Annotated in this window: 15 protein-coding genes; 12 read left to right on the top strand and 3 right to left on the bottom strand. The window is 42.4% G+C overall.

Translation table 11 applies throughout. From position 1 onward, the window contains the following. Positions 1-586 precede the first annotated feature (586 nt). Entirely contained in the window at positions 587-1,045 is a 459-nt protein-coding gene (locus FEK29_RS17180) for a cold-shock protein (protein ID WP_138259666.1), read from the top strand. A 25-nt stretch (positions 1,046-1,070) separates the two neighbouring features. Then, positions 1,071-2,003 carry an EamA family transporter gene (locus tag FEK29_RS17175; protein ID WP_138259665.1) on the top strand — a complete coding sequence of 311 codons (933 nt, stop codon included), beginning with the start codon at positions 1,071-1,073 and terminating at the stop codon, positions 2,001-2,003. Here the strand turns inward: FEK29_RS17175 and FEK29_RS17170 are convergent. Further along, a complete protein-coding gene (locus FEK29_RS17170) occupies positions 1,974-2,576 on the bottom strand; it encodes a pseudouridine synthase (protein ID WP_138259664.1) in 603 nt (200 codons plus the stop codon). The two genes, FEK29_RS17175 and FEK29_RS17170, sit on opposite strands and share 30 nt — an antisense overlap. 115 nt (positions 2,577-2,691) lie before the next feature. On the opposite strand from FEK29_RS17170, the gene FEK29_RS17165 reads away from it, so the two are divergent. Together FEK29_RS17165 and FEK29_RS17160 are read left to right on the top strand one after the other, a co-directional pair. Then, positions 2,692-4,245, top strand: coding sequence for a DEAD/DEAH box helicase (locus FEK29_RS17165; RefSeq protein ID WP_138259663.1), 1,554 nt, complete (start codon positions 2,692-2,694; stop codon positions 4,243-4,245). A 62-nt stretch (positions 4,246-4,307) separates the two neighbouring features. Continuing rightward, a complete protein-coding gene (locus tag FEK29_RS17160) occupies positions 4,308-5,558 on the top strand; it encodes an NAD(P)/FAD-dependent oxidoreductase (RefSeq protein WP_138259662.1) in 1,251 nt (416 codons plus the stop codon). On the opposite strand, the gene FEK29_RS17155 is transcribed toward FEK29_RS17160, so the two are convergent. Further along, positions 5,559-7,736: a carbohydrate binding family 9 domain-containing protein gene (locus FEK29_RS17155; protein WP_138259661.1), complete on the bottom strand. Its 2,178-nt coding sequence runs from the start codon at positions 7,734-7,736 to the stop codon at positions 5,559-5,561. Between the two features lie 356 nt (positions 7,737-8,092). Between FEK29_RS17155 and FEK29_RS17150 the strand changes: the two genes are divergently transcribed. Together FEK29_RS17150 and FEK29_RS17145 are read left to right on the top strand one after the other, a co-directional pair. Next, positions 8,093-9,190, top strand: a complete 1,098-nt coding sequence (locus tag FEK29_RS17150) for an alkene reductase (RefSeq protein WP_138259660.1) — start codon at positions 8,093-8,095, stop codon at positions 9,188-9,190. Between the two features lie 53 nt (positions 9,191-9,243). Next, positions 9,244-9,660 carry an OsmC family protein gene (locus FEK29_RS17145; protein WP_138259659.1) on the top strand — a complete coding sequence of 139 codons (417 nt, stop codon included), beginning with the start codon at positions 9,244-9,246 and terminating at the stop codon, positions 9,658-9,660. A 68-nt stretch (positions 9,661-9,728) separates the two neighbouring features. On the opposite strand, the gene FEK29_RS17140 is transcribed toward FEK29_RS17145, so the two are convergent. After that, positions 9,729-10,013 carry a hypothetical protein gene (locus tag FEK29_RS17140; RefSeq protein ID WP_138259658.1) on the bottom strand — a complete coding sequence of 95 codons (285 nt, stop codon included), beginning with the start codon at positions 10,011-10,013 and terminating at the stop codon, positions 9,729-9,731. A gap of 203 nt (positions 10,014-10,216) precedes the next feature. Here FEK29_RS17140 and FEK29_RS17135 point away from each other — a divergent pair, with 203 nt between their 5' ends. From FEK29_RS17135 to FEK29_RS17110, 6 genes are all read left to right on the top strand, one after another. Next, positions 10,217-10,846, top strand: coding sequence for an SDR family oxidoreductase (locus tag FEK29_RS17135; RefSeq protein WP_138259657.1), 630 nt, complete (start codon positions 10,217-10,219; stop codon positions 10,844-10,846). A 149-nt stretch (positions 10,847-10,995) separates the two neighbouring features. Then, on the top strand, positions 10,996-11,667 hold the full coding sequence (locus FEK29_RS17130) for a ferredoxin reductase domain-containing protein (RefSeq protein WP_138259656.1): 672 nt from the start codon (positions 10,996-10,998) through the stop codon (positions 11,665-11,667). Between the two features lie 274 nt (positions 11,668-11,941). Further along, entirely contained in the window at positions 11,942-13,132 is a 1,191-nt protein-coding gene (locus FEK29_RS17125; RefSeq protein ID WP_138259655.1) for a PQQ-dependent sugar dehydrogenase, read from the top strand. Positions 13,133-13,134: 2 nt separating this feature from the next. Then, entirely contained in the window at positions 13,135-13,989 is an 855-nt protein-coding gene (locus FEK29_RS17120) for an aminotransferase class IV (protein ID WP_138259654.1), read from the top strand. Between the two features lie 71 nt (positions 13,990-14,060). Then, complete coding sequence (locus FEK29_RS17115; protein ID WP_138259653.1) at positions 14,061-15,344, top strand: prolyl oligopeptidase family serine peptidase; 1,284 nt, start codon at positions 14,061-14,063, stop codon at positions 15,342-15,344. 149 nt (positions 15,345-15,493) lie between these two features. Further along, positions 15,494-18,487 carry a VPS10 domain-containing protein gene (locus tag FEK29_RS17110; RefSeq protein ID WP_138259652.1) on the top strand — a complete coding sequence of 998 codons (2,994 nt, stop codon included), beginning with the start codon at positions 15,494-15,496 and terminating at the stop codon, positions 18,485-18,487. Positions 18,488-18,517 lie beyond the last annotated feature (30 nt).

Below are 18,517 nucleotides of genomic sequence, written 5' to 3'. Positions count from 1 at the left end.
AATCGGGATCTGATTGATGATTAATTGATTGATTGATGAATTCCGGATTAATGGGTATGGTTTCTAACCTCGGCCCAATGCACGCGTTTACTGTTTCTAAAATTGCTAAAGAAGGAATGTCTTCTAGCTTCCGTGGGTAATTGTCTGATAAAAGTTCTCATGTTGTTCGTTTTTTTCCCGATATGTTTCGGGTTGATTAATTTATTTTCTAACTACTAATTGATAATTGCTTTTATATCTAGGAGACGAAGATGGATTATATTTGTTACAGTACTATGTAATAAAAGGTACTATTTAATAGAAATATTTTAATTAAAATATTGAAAATCAATCAAATAAAATAAATGTTAAAAATATGCTAAACTAAATTCAGTGTTGTAATTGGACCTTTAAGAACTAAAACTTAATACCGATATTATTATAAAACATATGCTATCTTTGGGGTAGTTTAAAGAAAAGTTAGGAATCTTGCTCCGACCAATAATTGGAATCTTTCTCTTAACCCTAGAGATGAAATTTTGTAAAAGGCTACTCAAACTTCTGTTCTTTCTTTATTAAAAATTAAATAGAAACTTAAAAATCGCGAATGGCAAAATCACAGCAAACCTTCAATAAAACAGAAAAAGTAAAAAAGAGATTAAAAAAGAGAGAAGAGAAGCAGAAAAAGAAAGAGGCGCGCAAACAAGCTTCAAAAGAAAGCGGGTCTTCCGGAATCCCCATTGCTTATGTTGATTTCAACGGAAATTTGGTGGATACGCCGCCAGATCCAACAATGAAGGTAGAGATAGATGCAGAAGATATTGTGCTGGGAATACCAAAAAAGGAAGAAAGCGATACGGAGGAATTTGATCCAGTCAGAAATGGTAAGGTTTCTTTCTTTGACTCTTCAAAAGGTTTTGGATTTATTATTGATTCCGAAAATAATGAGAAGTACTTTGTGCATGTAAGTGGCCTCATTGATGAAATATTTGAAAACGACAAGGTTTCCTTTGAACTTGAAAAGGGAATGAAGGGTATGAACGCTGTTAGGGTCAAGAAAATATAATTACCTTGAATATTTATATAACCCAATGACCTTACTTAAGCGTAATACGGTACTTATTTTACTTGCTTTTTTTGCCATTTACGTGATTTGGGGCAGTACGTATCTTTTAAATAAAATTGCGGTTACGGAACTGCCGGCATTCATGTTGGCAGGTATACGTTTCATTACGGCGGGCAGTCTGATTTTTTTAATCGCCAAATTTTTAAAAATTCCTTTGGTAGTTACAAAGCGCCAGTTGGGTAACTCCATCATAGCTGGTTTTCTATTTTTGACCTTTGGCAACGGTGTAGTCGTGTGGGCATTAAAATTCGTGGATAGTGGTTTTGCCGCCCTTGAGATATCCGCCCAACCACTCGTGGTATTATTGCTGATGCGAATACTACAGAATAAAAGAATTCAACCCATGTCCTTTATAGGGGTAGGATTGGGCATGATAGGCATATATCTTTTGGTGAGCCAAAAACAGATTATTTCACAGGACGGTGCGCTTCTAGGAATGATACTTATATTTTTCTGTATGATCAGTTGGGCCTACGGCAGTCTTTTTGTGGGAAAAGCGGATCTGCCGCCCAATTACTTCGTAAATACCGGATACCAAATGTTAACCGGGGGAATACAACTGTTTTTGATCAGCGCACTTATTGGGGAGGAGTGGATTTCTCCTGTTGATTGGAGTGTGCCCGTAAAATGGTCTATGCTTTTGTTGATCTTGCTGGGCAGTATTGTAGCTTTTACGGCTTTTAACTATCTGCTCAAAGTGGTGTCCCCAGAAAAAGTAGCAACTTCCACCTATGTTAATCCGATCATTGCCATGATTTTGGGTTGGTATTTTTTAAAGGAGGAGATTACCTTACAATCCGTCATTGCGGCCCTGATTTTGCTTACCGGGGTCTATTTTATCAATACGAAAAAACGAATCACCCTGTTTTCAAGGTTTACCTCTAAGAAGTTGGGCTGATAAATCAGCTATTGTTTCCACCGAACCTTCCTGCATGCCTTCCAATAAAATGGAACCTACCCGTACGCGAATGAGTCGCACTGTAGGATAACCCACTGCAGCCGTCATTTTTCGAATTTGCCGAAACTTTCCTTCGGTCAGAATTATTTTAATCCATGATGTAGGGCGGTGAAGTCCGATTCGTAATTTTGGATCGGCATCGGGCAGGGTAGGGGCTTCTACTAATTTTTCCACCCTACAAGGTTTGGTGGTATAGCTTTTTCCGAATATTCCGATAGTGACACCAGCCTCAAGCTTTTTAATGGAAAGGGAATCTATGCTACCGTCCAATTGTGCCCAGTATTCTTTTTCGATTGCGCCGCTATTGATGGTATCGGCTAATTTTCCATCGGTAGTAAGCAATAACAGCCCTTCGGATTTTTCGTCCAAACGACCAATGGGCATGGTACCTTCGGGAAAATCATAGAGTTCGGTCAGGAACCTCTTGTTCCGTATTTGTCTTGCTTCACCCGATGTCATCTGACTCAAAAAACCAACGGGTTTGTACATTTTAAAATGGGAATGGACATCCATCTGAAAAGGAATCGGTTTAGCATCAATTGGTCGGAAAGATACCCTTTTTATCGCATGGATTAGCATTCGGCCATAGAAGACCGTACCTTTGCAACCTTCAAAAGAAAAGGAGTACATGCAAGAGACCGTATACGAGTTACAGGAGAAAAAGACGGATAAAGAGCTGTATAGCTATCAGCAGGGAGCCATCCAACAAATTTTTGAAAAGTTTGACAACGAACGTGAGGATTACCATCTTTTGTACCAATTGCCTACAGGTGGTGGTAAAACGGTCATCTTTTCGGAAATCGTCCGTCAGTATTTAAAAAACCATTCCAAAAAGGTATTGGTCATGACCCACAGGGTGGAGCTTTGCAACCAGACCTCGGACATGCTTACTAGTTTTGGCGTGGTGAATAAAGTGGTCAATAGCAAGGCAAATTTGGACGATCAGGAAAAGTACAGCTGTTATGTGGCCATGGTGGAGACCTTGAACAACCGTTTGAACGATGATAAATTGGATATTTCCGATGTCGGTCTGGTCATCATCGACGAGGCCCATTACAACTCCTTCACCAAATTGTTCAAATTCTTTGAGAACTCCTTTATTTTGGGGGTTACGGCAACGCCGTTAAGTTCCAACAAGGAAACTCCCATGAACGGCAATTACGATGAGTTGATACCCGGGGAGTCCATTGAAAATCTAATAGAGAACGATTTTTTGGCCCGTGCCGAAACCTATCACTATGACATGGGGCTTACCTCCTTGGAGGTGGGGTCCAATGGGGATTATACCGTAAAATCCTCTGCCGACCTGTATACGAGTCCGGCCATGTTGAACAAATTGTTGGAAGCCTATACCAAACATTCCAAGGATAAAAAGACGCTGATATTCAATAATGGTATAGAAACTTCCATTCAGGTCTACTATACGTTCAGAAATGCCGGATTGCCCATCATGCACCTAGACAATACCGCGACGAAAAAGCAGCGAAAGCAGATTTTAAAGTGGTTCAAGGAAACCCCAAATGCCATATTGACTTCGGTAAGTATTCTGACCACCGGTTTTGATGAACCTACCATTGAGAGTATCATCCTGAACCGTGCCACAAAGTCCTTGACCTTGTACTACCAAATGATCGGTAGGGGTTCACGGGTACTGAACAACAAATCTAAATTCACGGTCATCGATTTGGGTAATAATTTATACCGATTTGGACCGTGGGGCGCCGATTTGGATTGGGAGGCTATTTTCAAGTCGCCCAATTATTACATGGACAGGATCCGTGATGATGAGGATATCGAGGCCGGTTTCAAGCACGACCTATCCGAGGACATAAAGGAGGAGTTCAAAAACTCCAATGAAACCTATTTCGATATCCGCGAAACCTATGAACAAGCTACATTGGCTGGCGAGTCCTCCAAGGTGGTTCTGGAGCGTTCCATAGAGCAGCATGCCTATATCTGTATAGAAAACAGCGAGGATGTCTATGATGCCCTGGCCTTAGCCAAATTGTTGAAGGAGGATATTGACAATCGTATCCATGTCTACGCCAAGTGTATCAGTAAAAGTACCCATAATTTCCTGAGTTGGTTGAAGGATGACTATCAAAAGAAATTGAATGCATATCTGCGGGAAAATTTTGATTCGGTCTACGAGAATATTAACGGGCATCCGCCGGAGGAGTAGTATTTAGGTTTATCTTATTATCTCCTTACTAAATCGCCCATTACTTTTCCTATTTTTACCATATGGAAAAGAAATCGACTAAAATCGCCATTATTGGCGCAGGGGTCAGTGGTTTGATTGCTGCCATTACCTTGGAAAAGGAAGGGTATTCCCCCACTATTTATGAATCCACGGAGCGTATTGGCGGACGTGTAAAAACGGACATCGTTGATGGATATCAATTGGACCATGGTTTTCAGGTTTTGTTGGATGCCTATCCCATGGCCCAGAAATACCTGGACTACGAAGCATTGGAACTCCAAAAATTCCTGCCGGGAGCCCAAGTGTTCCATAAAGGGAAAAGTGCCATCATAGGTGATCCACTTCGCAACCTTAGTCTATTGTTCCCTACACTGACTTCCGGTATCGGTACTTTTGGGGATAAATTCAAAGTGTTGAAATTAAATGCAATGTTGAAGGAAAAATCCCTGGAGGGAATTTTTGAGGAACCGGAAACTTCTACACTTGAGTATCTAAAATCGCTTCATTTTTCTGAAGAAATAATTGACCAATTTTTCAGGCCTTTTTTTTCCGGCATCTTTTTGGAACCTAATTTGGCTACTTCCTCAAGGATGTTTCAGTTCGTTTATAAAATGTTCGGTGCAGGGCTTGCCATATTGCCCAAGGCAGGTATCGGCGCCATACCTAATCAATTACAACAAAATTTGAAGGCAACTCAATTCATATTTAATTGTCCTGTAGAAAGTTGTACCGATGAAAAAATCACTTTATCCGATGGTAAAGCGGCATTTTTCGATTATAAGATTATCGCTACCGATGCGTCGCCGCTGGTGCCAAATTTGCGCAAGCAGCATTTGGATTGGCATACATCGGATACTTTGTATTTTACATCCAAAGAGCGCACTATAGATAAACCCCTGATCGGTCTGATCGCGGATGAAGAGGCATTGATCAATAATATTTTCTACCATACTTCCCTGGAAATGGCTCAAAAAGGGGCATCGGAATTGCTTTCGGTTACCGTTGTGAAAAATCATGATTTATCCGAATATCAACTCGTCCAAAAAGTGAAAGAGGATCTAAAGAAATTTTGTGGAATTACCACCGACCAATACCTGAAGCACTATCCGATAAAAAGGGCACTGCCACAATTGAAAGACATTAGGTACACCTTGATGCCTTCTGAAACCCGACTAACGGAAAACGTGTTTTTGGCCGGTGACTATTTGCTCAATGGATCTCTGAACGCCGCTATGCTTTCCGGAGAAATGGCTGCTAAAGGGGTATTGGAAGTTCTGGAAAAGAGAAACTGATCAATTGTTCAGCCAATAGGTAAACTTCAATGTCAAGCCCCAATTACGGGTTTCAAAAGGTGTAACGAAATAGTTGTTGGTATACACTAGGAACAAATCTGAAGCTGGACTATAACGCCACTGAAACCTGGAATTTAGGTTCATATTGCCCGTTTGCTCGTTGTATTGGACCAAATTGGCAAAAAATATTTTATTGGTAAAGGTAATATCCGCCTCCGCACCGATCAACCAAAATTCGTTGGTGTTCCACGGTGCTGGTAAATCGATGTGGTTGTAGTTTAAATTCGCGCTCAAGCTTACGTAGGGCTGAAATCGGTATCCCAGCTCCGTCGTCAGGCTTGTGCGGTTTCCATCCTGGTAATAGCCTCCCACACGGCCCCCTAAGGAATAGGTGAAAAGGCTTTGGGGCTTGGATTGGTATTCCCAACCAAAGGCGTTCCATTGGTGTTTCGTGCCCGTTGCCAATTCTGCAATGCCCAATCGGGTGGGGTCAAAGGGGTCCAACAGTTCCACATAATCATCGGATAGAAAGAAAAACGCATTGCTACGGTTCCTAAAATCAAAACGATAGAGCATATAGGCCAGGTGGTCCGTTTCACGGAATGCTTCGTTAAAAAACCACGTGACGTTCAATTCCGGTCCATGACTCACGATGGGACCCGTTTTCGGGAAGAACAGATGGCCCAATTTCCCCGTGAAATTGACATAGTTTCTTCTGGGTACAAAACCCACCTCTGCCGTATAATCGTTACTTACCCATTCCTGCTGTAAACGCCAGTTCCATTTTCTACTACTGTATTCCAAATGTGCCCCTTGGGCAATGCCGCGGCCAATTTCATCCGGGGCAAGCGACTTCAGTATAAAGACCTTTCCGTTCCAAATGTTGTTGGAGGAAGCCAAATTGTATTCCATACCTAGATTACGATTGTATTTTGCATATTGGGCGTTTATGGAATCGTTTTCCGAGGGATAGTTGATGGACTGCTTGTTCACGACCATAAGCCCGATGTTGCTTCGACCAAAGACCTTACGCTGTAAGGAAAGCACTCCAAAATTTTGACTGGGCAAGCCGGTTTCATCCACAGCGGCTGTTTGCATGTCCATAAGGCCCATGCGCCACTTTTCATTGAGGTTTCCACTAACACGGGCACCGGCCTGAATGGGCACCCCTAGTCCGATTCTTCTGGAAAAGAAGGGCCGTATGGTCTCATACCCAAAATTGGCAAAAAGATCTCCGTTCTCCAGGAAAAACTGTCGTCTTTCGGGGAAGAAAAGCTCAAATCTGTCCAAATTGGTAATTTGTCGGTCTACCTCCACTTGCGAAAAATCTGGATTTACGGTAAGGTCCAGATTCAGGGAAGAAGTGAGACTGAACTTTATATCACCCCCAATTTTTCCTATAGTTTTGGTATCCTCGTTGGCTTCCAAATCCCGATTCACCTCTCCCAATACATAGGGGATAATTGAAAAGTTGGTGCCTGGGGCCGGTGGGGGTGCATCCCAGACCAAGGTTCCCGTGTAGGCCAGTGCGGCCGTTGGAAACTGTCTGGGAATGGGGGTCCAACTGGATTTTTCACTGGATTTGAGGTCTAACCGACTAAAATTGATGCCCCATTCCGTTACACCGGCCTCATAGCGAATGGACTTAAAGGGAACGGCCATCTCAAAAACCCATTTGTCATCGTCACGGGTCACCTCAGAAATCCACTTGCTGTCCCAATTCAAGTCGATTCGAGAACCATCGAACATAGTACCGTCCCATTGTGCGCCAAAAGCATTGGAACCAAAGGAAAAGCCAGTGGTCTGATTATTGAAAGGGTCTAAAAACAGCAAAAAATTGTCGTTTCTACCAAAGGAGAAATCCCGGCGGAGCGATTCTACAAAGTAATTGGCTTCGGTGGCATTGTAAAAGGTGGCCAACAGATAGAGGTTTTTATCGTCATAGGTCATTTTTATGGCAGATTGTTCGGTGGCCAGTCCGTCGTCCATAGGAAGTACCCTAAAAAAGTCCGTAGCGACTTCGGCATCCTGCCACGCCCGGTCATCACCAATACCATCGATTTTTACAGGGTGGTTCGTCTTTTTAATGTGTAAACGATAGTCGGTGTTCTTTTTTTGTGCGGTTACTAAGTGGACGAAAAGAAATAGGCACACAATGGTGCATAGGTAATTCTTCATTGGTTAATTAGGTAATCGAGAAATCCTTCCGATAAATATCTCGAATTTTTAGGTTGTTTTTTATGAATCCCACGTTGGCTCATGCGGGGGATATTTCTATTGGCGGTGCAACTTACTCAAATTTTAGGAGTCTATTTTTTCCATACCGCAAAAAAGAAGCTAAAATTCATGTAAATCATCGGTTTGGATTCATAAAATGCATTTTCGACTATCGGTCTAACAAAGATTGAAAAGTCTTAAAAAGTGCTCCTTTGTAGTTTGTTATTATTTCCGATACTAATTTAGGTATTAGAGTTAATGATTATCCTTTGTTTGAAGGATATTTGAAGAAATCCATTATTTATTCAAAACTGATTATGAGCGAAAAAGCATTGTTAAAACCATATAACAAAGGAAATTTTACGTTAAGAAATAGGGTGGTCATGGCCCCCATGACCCGAAGTAGGGCCGCGAACGAGGCCAAAAAACCGGAAGAAGGCCTACATGATATTTATTATCAGCAAAGAGCTTCGGCCGGACTCATAATCACTGAGGGGTCACAAGTGTCCGAAGAAGCGGTTGGCTACATAAATACACCTGGAATACACACTGAAGAGCAGGTAGAGGGTTGGAAACAGGTAACCGAGGCAGTTCATGAAAAAAACGGTACCATCTTCATTCAGTTATGGCATGTGGGTAGAATGTCCCATCCAGATTTTCACGATGGGGATTTGCCTTTAGCTCCGTCCGCCATCAACCCAGAGGCAAAATCGTATACCCCAGAAGGTTTTAAGGATACGGTCATACCAAAGGCAATGACCAAAGAAGATATTGCCAGGACAATCGAGGATTTTAAAAATGCAGCCCAAAATGCGGTTAAGGCGGGATTTGATGGCGTTGAGATCCACTCTTCAAACGGGTATCTTTTTCATCAATTTTTTAATGCAACCTCGAACACAAGAACGGATGAATATGGCGGTAGCATCGAGAATAGGGCACGATTCTTTTTTGAAGTTTTGGATGAAGTCAAAAAGGTTATTCCCGAATCCAAGATTGGAGCTCGCTTTAATCCGTCTTTAAATGGAATGTTTGGAATGACCATGGATGAGGAAACCATTCCAACTTTTGAGTATATCATTAAAAAATTGGATCATGAATATGACCTTGCATATATACATCTTTCGGAACCTTTTAATGATGTCTCAGACATCCCATTTGCGGTTGAGAACATAGCGGAACATTTTAGACCCATGTATAATGGCACATTAATGATAAACGGTGGTTTTGACCAGGAATCTGGAAATAAAGTCATCGAAAGTGGAAATGCCGACTTAGTCTCTTTTGGGAAATTGTATGTATCCAACCCCGATTTAGTGGAACGGTTTAAAAATGATTGGGATATGGCCGACTGGGACGAAGACACTTTTTACACGCCAGGCAAAGAGGGTTATATAGACTATGAAACCCACAAGTAAGAAGAGTCGGTTCAGTAGAGATTGAATTAATTTTTAACAATAAAAAAAATACAATGAATTTTACACGAAATGCGAAAGCACAATGGAAAGGAAGTGGAAAAGAAGGACACGGAACATTAACGACGGATAGTACCGTTTTGGAAAATACCCAATACTCCTTCAATACGAGATTTGAGGATGGAAAAGGTACCAATCCCGAAGAGCTCATTGGAGCGGCACACTCGGGATGCTTTGCCATGCAACTGAGTTTTTTGCTTGGTGAGGCTGATTATACACCCAATACGCTTGACGTAAGCGCAAAGGTGTCCTTTAAGGACGGGGAGATTGTAAAAGTGACCTTAAATCTTAAAGGTGATGTACCGAAAATTGAAGCTTCGGAATTTAAAGAAATAGCTACAAAGGCAAAAAATGTGTGTCCCATTTCCAAATTATTGGATACGGAAATCGTACTAAATGTCAGTTTAGCATAGAAATAAAAACACATTGCAAAGAAAAAGCAGCCATCTAGGCTGCTTTTTTATATCGTTAATTCAAAAGTCTATCTGATATGGTCCTTGTTCCGTTCCAAATCCTCATTTCCTGAACCTCCCTGACTGTACAATTGATTTTCTTCGTCCTTAACCGTTTTCCTGGTTCTGTCTTTTGGTAAATCCCGACCCGGAACATCCAAATCAGAACCTGCAAAATCCACGTCTTTTTCCCTTTCCTGTAATTGTTGGTCATCTCCTTGATCGGTTCTCGAATTTTTTGTTTTTTCGCCCAAAGCGTTCAAATCCTCTTTTGTAATATCTGAATTGTAGGTTTTTTCTTTTTGATTACTCATATTCTCAAATTAAGATTAATAATGCTCCGATAAGGTAATAGTTTTATAATACTGGGATTGACTTAAATCCAAGATAAATATGCTGTTTTCAAACACTGGCTAGTTATTTTTTTATTCAGGATTTGAGCTAATAATTACACTATTTCGGGTAAGATTCATACTTCTTTCCTATTATCTTACCATAAATGAAAAAGACACACACTATGGAAAATATATTAGTTGCCGGTGCCAATGGTACTACTGGCAAAAAAGTAGTTCAACTACTAAAAAAGTCCCAATATTTTAATCCTGTTGCCATGGTTCGTAAGAAGGAACAATTGGCGCAATTTGAAAACGACGGGATAGATACGGTTTTAGGTGATCTGGAGGAAGATATCACACATACCGTTGCAAATATTGATAAAGTCATTTTTGCCGCGGGCTCAGGAGGTGAAAAAGTTGTAGCTGTAGACCAAGAAGGAGCTAAGAGATTAATCGATGCATCCAGAAACGCTAACGTAAAAAGATTTGTAATGTTAAGTTCTATGGGGGCTGATAATACAGAAACTACAGAAGATCTTAAAGAGTATTTACAAGCAAAACATAATGCGGACGAATACTTAAAATCTACGGATTTAAATTATATGATTGTTCGGCCCGGTTCATTGACGAATGATACGGGAACAGGAAAGATTAGTTTAAAAAGGCATTTTGAAAAGCATGGTTCCATTACCCGTGACGATGTGGCCCAAACCTTAGTTCATGCCTTACATGAAGATGCCGGTACGAACGAAACGTTTGAAATTTTGGAAGGTGATACCTTGATCGGAAAAGCGTTGGATTCGGTCTCCTAGATGATTTTTACACGATTAAAATTTTTTAAGTACTTGATAATTAATTATTTAAATTATTGAAAATCTTTAATTTACAAAAACAAATCCCTCGATGAGGGTCTCATTTATAGAACTAAAAAAATAGAGCAAATAGAAAAAGACAAAAGAAGATGGCACATAAAATAAATATTCAAGATATAGGATTTATAAGACATAACGTACTCCAAATACAGACGGACAGACCTTCGGGATATGATTTTACACCGGGTCAGGCTTGCGAAATGTCCATTGACCAACCCAAATGGAAAGAAGAAAAACGACCCTTTACTTTTACCAGTTTGCCGGATGATGGTTTCTTACAGTTTACCATCAAAGTGTATCCGGACCACGATGGAGTTACCGATCAATTACAGACATTGGAACAGGGAGATTCGCTGTTGATAAGTGATTCGTGGGGGGCAATTTCCTATCAAGGACCAGGAATTTTCTTGGCCGGTGGGGCAGGAGTTACCCCATTTATCGCAATTATCAAGGATTTGGCCATAAAAGGAAATTTAGAAGGCAACAAATTGATCTTTGGTAATCAAAGGGAGCGTGATATTATTCTTCAATCCGATTTTGAAAGGTGGCTGGGAAAAGATTTTATCAATATACTTTCCGATGAACATAGCAGCAAGTTTCCCCATGGTACCATTGACAAGGAATTTATTAAAAACCACACCGAGAATCTTGACAAAAAGTTTTACCTCTGCGGACCACCTCCAATGATGGATAGTGTGTATAATGCCTTGTTGGAATTGGATGTTCCAAAAAAGAATATTATTACAGAAGATTTTGATTGAACGCAGAATAATCGCATCGAAAAAGGAATTCACGTTTTAATAACAGCATGTGGAAACAGTAACCGGTGAGAAGAAATAGTTTTTTTTGAACTGGGCAATTTGAAGGATTGGTACTTTCAAAAAACCAAAATTAAAAGCTAAAAACCGAATAGGTTTTTAGCTTTTGATTTTTAAACCTTTCGGGAGGATAATCCCTTTTCTGAGCAATGGGAATGATTGAAAATTTTTCAATATGTAAGGATGCTTCAGTATCTTAGCGGCAAACTGAAATACAATGAAAAACAAAATATCGCTTTTAAAAATTTTCTGTGCCGCTGCACTGGCATTCAGCATATTTTCCTGTAAGGAAAACAAGAAGGAAGAAAGCGCTGATGTCAAGGAGGAAGTACCCATGGATAGTACGGACTTGGCATTATTGGATTTGAATTTACCCGATGGTTTTGAGATAAAGGTATATGCCAGGGGAGTGGATGGTGCACGTTCCATGGCCATGGGACCTGACGGGACACTGTTTGTCGGAACCAGAAACGAGAACACCGTATACGCTTTACAGGATAAAGATGGGGACTATAAAGCCGAAACGGTGATGGTCCTCGATACTATGGAGGTTCCCAACGGAATTGCCATGCGAAACGGCGACCTGTATGTTGCCCAGGTAGGCAGTCTATGGAAATACCCCAATATTGAAAGCCAGTTGGGCGGTACATTGAGCAAGGAATTGGTCTATGATGATTATCCAACGGAATTCCATCACGGTTGGAAATATATTGCCTTTGGACCTGATGATAAATTATACGTTCCTGTGGGTGCCCCCTGCAATATTTGTGATTCGACCGTGGTAGACGAACGTTTTGCCACCATCACCAGAATGGACCCTGACGGAAGTAACCGTGAAATTTACGCCCACGGCGTACGGAATTCCGTAGGCTTTACTTGGGATGATAAAGGTGAGATGTGGTTTACGGACAATGGCAGGGATATGTTGGGCGATGATGTTCCTCCTTGTGAACTGAACCATATTACCGAGGCCGGTCAGCATTTTGGTTATCCTTTCTGTCACGGAGGTACAGTAAAAGACCCGGAATTTGGTGATCAGCGTCCTTGTTCGGATTTTGTGCCACCTGCTAAAGCTTTGGGAGCACATGTAGCACCCTTGGCGGTGAAATTTAAATCAGGAACTATGTTTCCAGCATCTTACAATGGAAAAGCGTTTATCGCCGAACATGGTTCATGGAACAGAAGTAAAAAGGTAGGATATAGAATTATGCTGGCCGATATAGAAAATGGTGTAGTTAAGGGTACGGAGCCCTTCATCGATGGTTGGTTGAATGACGAGACCCAGAAAGTAACGGGCAGACCCGTTGATTTACTGTGGATGAAAGACGGGTCTTTGTTGATATCCGATGATTATGGAGACGCCATTTACAGGGTTACGTATTCCGATACCCAAGTAGCTTCCAACTAATCATGGCCCAGTTTCCTGAAAAAGTATATCTGAACGGAGAAATCATACCTTCTGAAAAAGCCCAAATATCGGTCTTTGACAGAGGGTTTATTTTTGGCGATGGCATCTATGAGGCCATGGCCCAGATCAATGGAGCTTTTTTTTACGAGGAGGCACATCTGGCTCGGCTTGCAGAGGGGCTTTCAAAAATCAATATTCGGTATGATGTCGGCCAAATACCCCAGGAAGTCAACAAATTGCTGGCAGCTACAAACCTTATTGGAAAGGACTGTTTTCTGTATATTCAAATTACTCGGGGTGTTGCCCCCAGACAGCATGCCTTTCCAAAAGACATAAAGCTTACGGTTTTTATTTATGCGCTGCCCAAGGTGTTGCCCGATATCAATACCCTGCATGCAAATGTGATTACCCGGGAAGATTTTAGGTGGTCCCGATGCGATATTAAAATGACCTCCCTTTTGGGCAACGTGATGCTCAACGAGGAGGCCATGCAGCACGAATGCTATGAAACGGTGTTATACCGAAGCGGCATGGTTACGGAAGCTTCGCATTGCAATGTTTTTTTCGTGAAAGATAGAGTTGTGTATACACATCCGGCCAATGAATTTATTTTAAATGGAATCACCCGATTGGTAGTCATTCAACTTTGCCAAGAATTGGGCTTGGAATTGCGTGAGCAGGCTGTTGCCATCGACAGTATTCGTGAGATGGACGAGGCCTTCCTTACAGGTACGAGCACACAGATAGCTTCCATACGGCAAATGGATGACCATGTATATTATCAGAGTAATAATGTCGGGCCCATTACAAAAATACTGCAGGAAGCCTTCCTTCGATTGAAAACTATTGAAAGGTAGCACTGTATTCCTGGGGAGGGTTTTGTGAAATCAAGGAAATCGTTTATTTTCAAAGTCTAAACCGACTGAAAATGAAACGCATCCATCAAATTCTTCTCGCATTTTTGATTTTTCCCCTTTTAACCATTTCGGCCCAAAGCGACATGCAGGGCACGTACACCTTACTAATTGATGCCTATGATTGGGGTCCGGCCGTTAACAAGATAATCGTACCCAAAGTTGAATCCGAAACACCCGCTGTTTTTGGAGATTATGAGGTGAAGGTTATACGAAGCAAGGAAAATGTAGAAATGCGGGAGGGGGAAGCCCAAGGAACCAGGAATGTGTTATATGCCTATCCATCCAATGCAGATGGGGACCGCAGTGAGACTGGAGAATTTACGACATTGGTTCTCATGGTAGCACCCAACGACCCATTAAGTTCCCCAATCAAATATTATCGAGGTGCCAATGGCAGGGCCAGTAACCAATGGATCGATTATGAATTGACCGTTACCCATGTACCTTCGGGAACAACGTGGGACAAGGAGGGCAAGAGGATGATTCCCGACCTTGATATTTTTGATTTAACGGGAACTTTTAGCCATAAGGATATCGACCTTACTTATGGAAGTTTTAAACCCAAAGGCACCGGAAGCTTTCCATTGATCATTTGGCTTCATGGTGGTGGGGAAGGTGGCACCGACCCTGGTATTCCCCTTATTGCCAACAAAGCTGTCAATTATGCTTCCGCAGAGATTCAGGAAATATTTAAAGGTGCCTATGTACTGGCACCCCAGACGCCCACCTTTTGGATGCAGAGTGTGTCCGGGGAATATACACGGGGGAACACCAATGATATTTACAACGAGGCCTTGATGGCCTTGATCAAGGATTACGTAGGTAAAAACCCGGGAATCGATACGGATAGAATCTATATCGGTGGCTGTTCCAATGGAGGATATATGAGTCTCAAACTCTTATTGAACCATCCTGATTATTTTGCAGCGGGCTACATTAGTGCGCTGGCCTATCACAATGAGTTCATCTCGGAGGCACAATTGAACAGCATCAAAAATATTCCTATATGGTTCGTGCATTCCAAGGACGATACCACAACCGTTCCCGAAAAAACTGTAGTACCCCTTTATGAAAGATTGGTGGCCGCTGGTGCACCCAACGTGCATTTATCCCTCTATGACCATGTAACCGATTTGAATGGTATGTATGGTGGGGAAGATTATCATTTTCCAGGGCATTGGTCGTGGATCTATTCCCATGCCAATGATGCCGATTTTGATTATGATGGTAGCCCGGTCCTTATCGACAGCAGGCCCGTTACGATTATGGAGTGGTTGGCACAACAGCACAAATAGAAATTTGAAGTATATCCCGATGGATTATCGGAATCTTTACATATCCTACCCCAAAGAATTTCGATAATCCTAAAAATCCATTTTGGAAATTGGTAAACTTGGAGTAATGTGTAACTTTAGGCGAAACCAACATTCAAATATCATTTTTCATGAAAAGGCTATTGCTATCCACTGTTTTCCTGTTCTTAGGACTTACCGTTTTTTCCCAAAACTTTGACGCTTTCCAATACCGCACGATCGGGCCCAACAGGGGAGGAAGGGTCACCACCGTGACGGGTACGCCCATGCTTCCGGGTACATTTTATTTGGGAGCTTCAGGTGCGGGTGTGTGGAAAACGGACGATTACGGGACCACTTGGAACAATGTTTCTGATGGATTTTTTAAGACACCGTCCATTGGGGCTATCGAAGTGGCCCAAAATGACCCCAATATCGTCTATGTGGGTACGGGTTCGGATGGCATTCGAAGTAATATTATCAACGGAAAAGGGGTCTATAAATCCATCGACGCTGGGAAAACCTGGACACATATCGGCTTGGAAAATGCCGGACAGATCGGTGCCGTTGAAATTGACCCGACCAATAGCAATATCGTTTGGGTAGCTGCCATAGGAAATGCCTTTAAACCCAATGAGGAACGGGGTATTTACAAAACTATGGATGGCGGAAATACCTGGGAAAAGGTGCTTTTCGTCTCCAATGAAACGGGCTTTGCCGATCTGGAATTGCTACCCGGTAACCCGAATGTGGTGTACGCCGCTGCTTGGAAGGCGCAAAGAACCCCTTGGACCATTATTTCGGGCGGAGAGAATTCTGAAGGGGGCATTTATAAATCCGTGAACGGCGGCAAGGACTGGGTAAAATTGGAAGATGGACTGCCAAAAGGCCTCATTGGAAAAATTGACTTGGCCGTTTCCCCTAACGACTCCAGTATTCTGTACGCTGTAATAGAAGCACCGGGAAAGGAAGGAGGGGTCTATAAATCCGTAGATCAAGGAAAGACCTTTACCCAAACCTCCAGCAATGAGGGACTTGTAAACCGACCTTTTTACTATACCAATATTGAATTGGACCCCACCAACCCGGATATCGTTTACTCCAATGCAAATCCGCTATTAAAATCGGTTGATGGCGGAAAGACCTGGAAACGTATGAGTGTACCTCACGGTGATAACCATGATATTTGGTTAAACCCCAACAATCCCGATCTGTTGATCCAATGTAATGATGGTGGGGCGAACGTTTCCCACAATGGGGGAAAGACGTGGTCCACACAATTCAATCAGCCCACGGCCGAAATCTATCAGGTGGCCGTGGACGACCAGTATCCCTATTGGGTCTATGGGGCGCAACAGGACAATACCACCATAGCTATTCCCAGTTCGGCACCGACAGCCAGTGGTCCGCAGGGTACACAGATCATGATGGATGTGGGCGGCTGTGAAACCGGTCCAGCCATCCCAAAACCTGGCGATCCTAATGTGGTGTACAACAACTGTAAAGGTCGGTTTAGCGTATTTAACAAGCTTACGGGTACGGACCGCGAATACTCCATTGGGGCCTCCAATATTTACGGACATAATCCAAAAGACTTAAAATACAGGTTCCAAAGGGTAGCACCCATTCATGTTTCTCCCCATGATCCGGATGTAGTGTATATGGGTTCTCAATATCTTCATAAAACGAGGAACAACGGTCAAATTTGGGAAACCATTTCCCCAGATTTAACGGCCAATGAGGACGATAAACAGGTCATTTCCGGTAGTCCCATCACAAGGGACATCACCGGGGAGGAGTATTACAGTACCCTCTATTCCATCAGGGAGTCAAAAATAAAGGAAGGGCTTATCTGGACAGGTTCCAATGACGGGGTTATTTCGGTAACCCAAGATGGGGGACAGACTTGGAGCGATGTCACCCCTAAGAAACTCCCTAAAGGAGGAAGGGTGGAGTCCGTTGAACCTTCCCAATACGACCCTGCCAAAGCCTATATTGCCGTAGACCGACATCTACTGGGCGATGAAAAACCTTATATATACAAAACGGAAGATTATGGAAAAACCTGGACGGTGTTGAGTACCGAGGCCAATGGCATTCCATCGGACCATACCACGAGGGTACTCAGAGAAGATCCTAAAACCCCTGGATTATTGTATTTGGGAACGGAATATGGGATGTTCATTTCATTCGATGACGGGAAAAGTTGGAAATCCTTTCAGCAAAACTTACCTATAACTCCCATTACCGATATTATCCTGCATCGCGGTGATTTGATATTGAGCACTATGGGACGCGGTTTTTGGATTTTGGACGACGTGAGTGCCATCAGGGATTCCAAAATAACAGCCTTAGGCGAGGAACCGGTAGTTTTCAAACCGGAAGATACCTATCGCTATAGATCGCCATGGGGTTCCGGTGATTTCCCCAACTATCCATCCACCAGCGTAAGCATCGATTATTACCTACCGCAAGATTACAAAAATGGGGTAAGCATTGAAATACTTGACTCGGACCGAAATACGGTGGCGACCATCGTGAGTGATTCCACCCAATTAAGATCTATTAAGGAATCCGTGGAGGATATGGGCTTGAGTATGATCTTTGAGTATGTGGACACCAAATTGGAAACCAAGAAGGGTATCAATCGTTTTGCATGGGACCTAAGGCAAAAAGGGGCCTGGAATTCCAACAAAAGCAGAAGTTATAAAAATGGCCCCATGGTTTTGCCAGGATCCTATACCGTCAAACTGACGGTGGACGGAAAATCTACCGAGCAAACCTTCGATATACTGATGGATCCCCGTTTGGAGCGGGAAGGGGTTTCCCAAGAAATGATACAGGAGCAGTTGGCCCTACAAAACAAGGTTAACGACCTTTTGTCCGAAGCTCGAAAATTCCAGGATTCCTTGGAAAAGAAAATCAAGGAAACCAAGGACAAAGCGGAGAAAGAAGCCTTGGAAAATGTATTAAAATCAATAAAAAACGATGACGGGGCCTATCCGCAACAGATGATGGTCGCCCAGATTTCCTATCTGTCCAACATCCTAGGTGGGTCCGATAAAAAACCGGGCAATGAAGAAGTACAAAGATTCAAGGATTTGCAGCAACAGTTTCAAGCCGTGAAACAAAAAGTGAATCTATAAACTGTTTGAATGTTCAAGTAAGCAACCTTT

This window comes from Maribacter aurantiacus (genome assembly GCF_005780245.1).
GTDB lineage: Bacteria > Bacteroidota > Bacteroidia > Flavobacteriales > Flavobacteriaceae > Maribacter > Maribacter flavus.
This window is presented reverse-complemented; position numbering and strand designations above follow the sequence as displayed.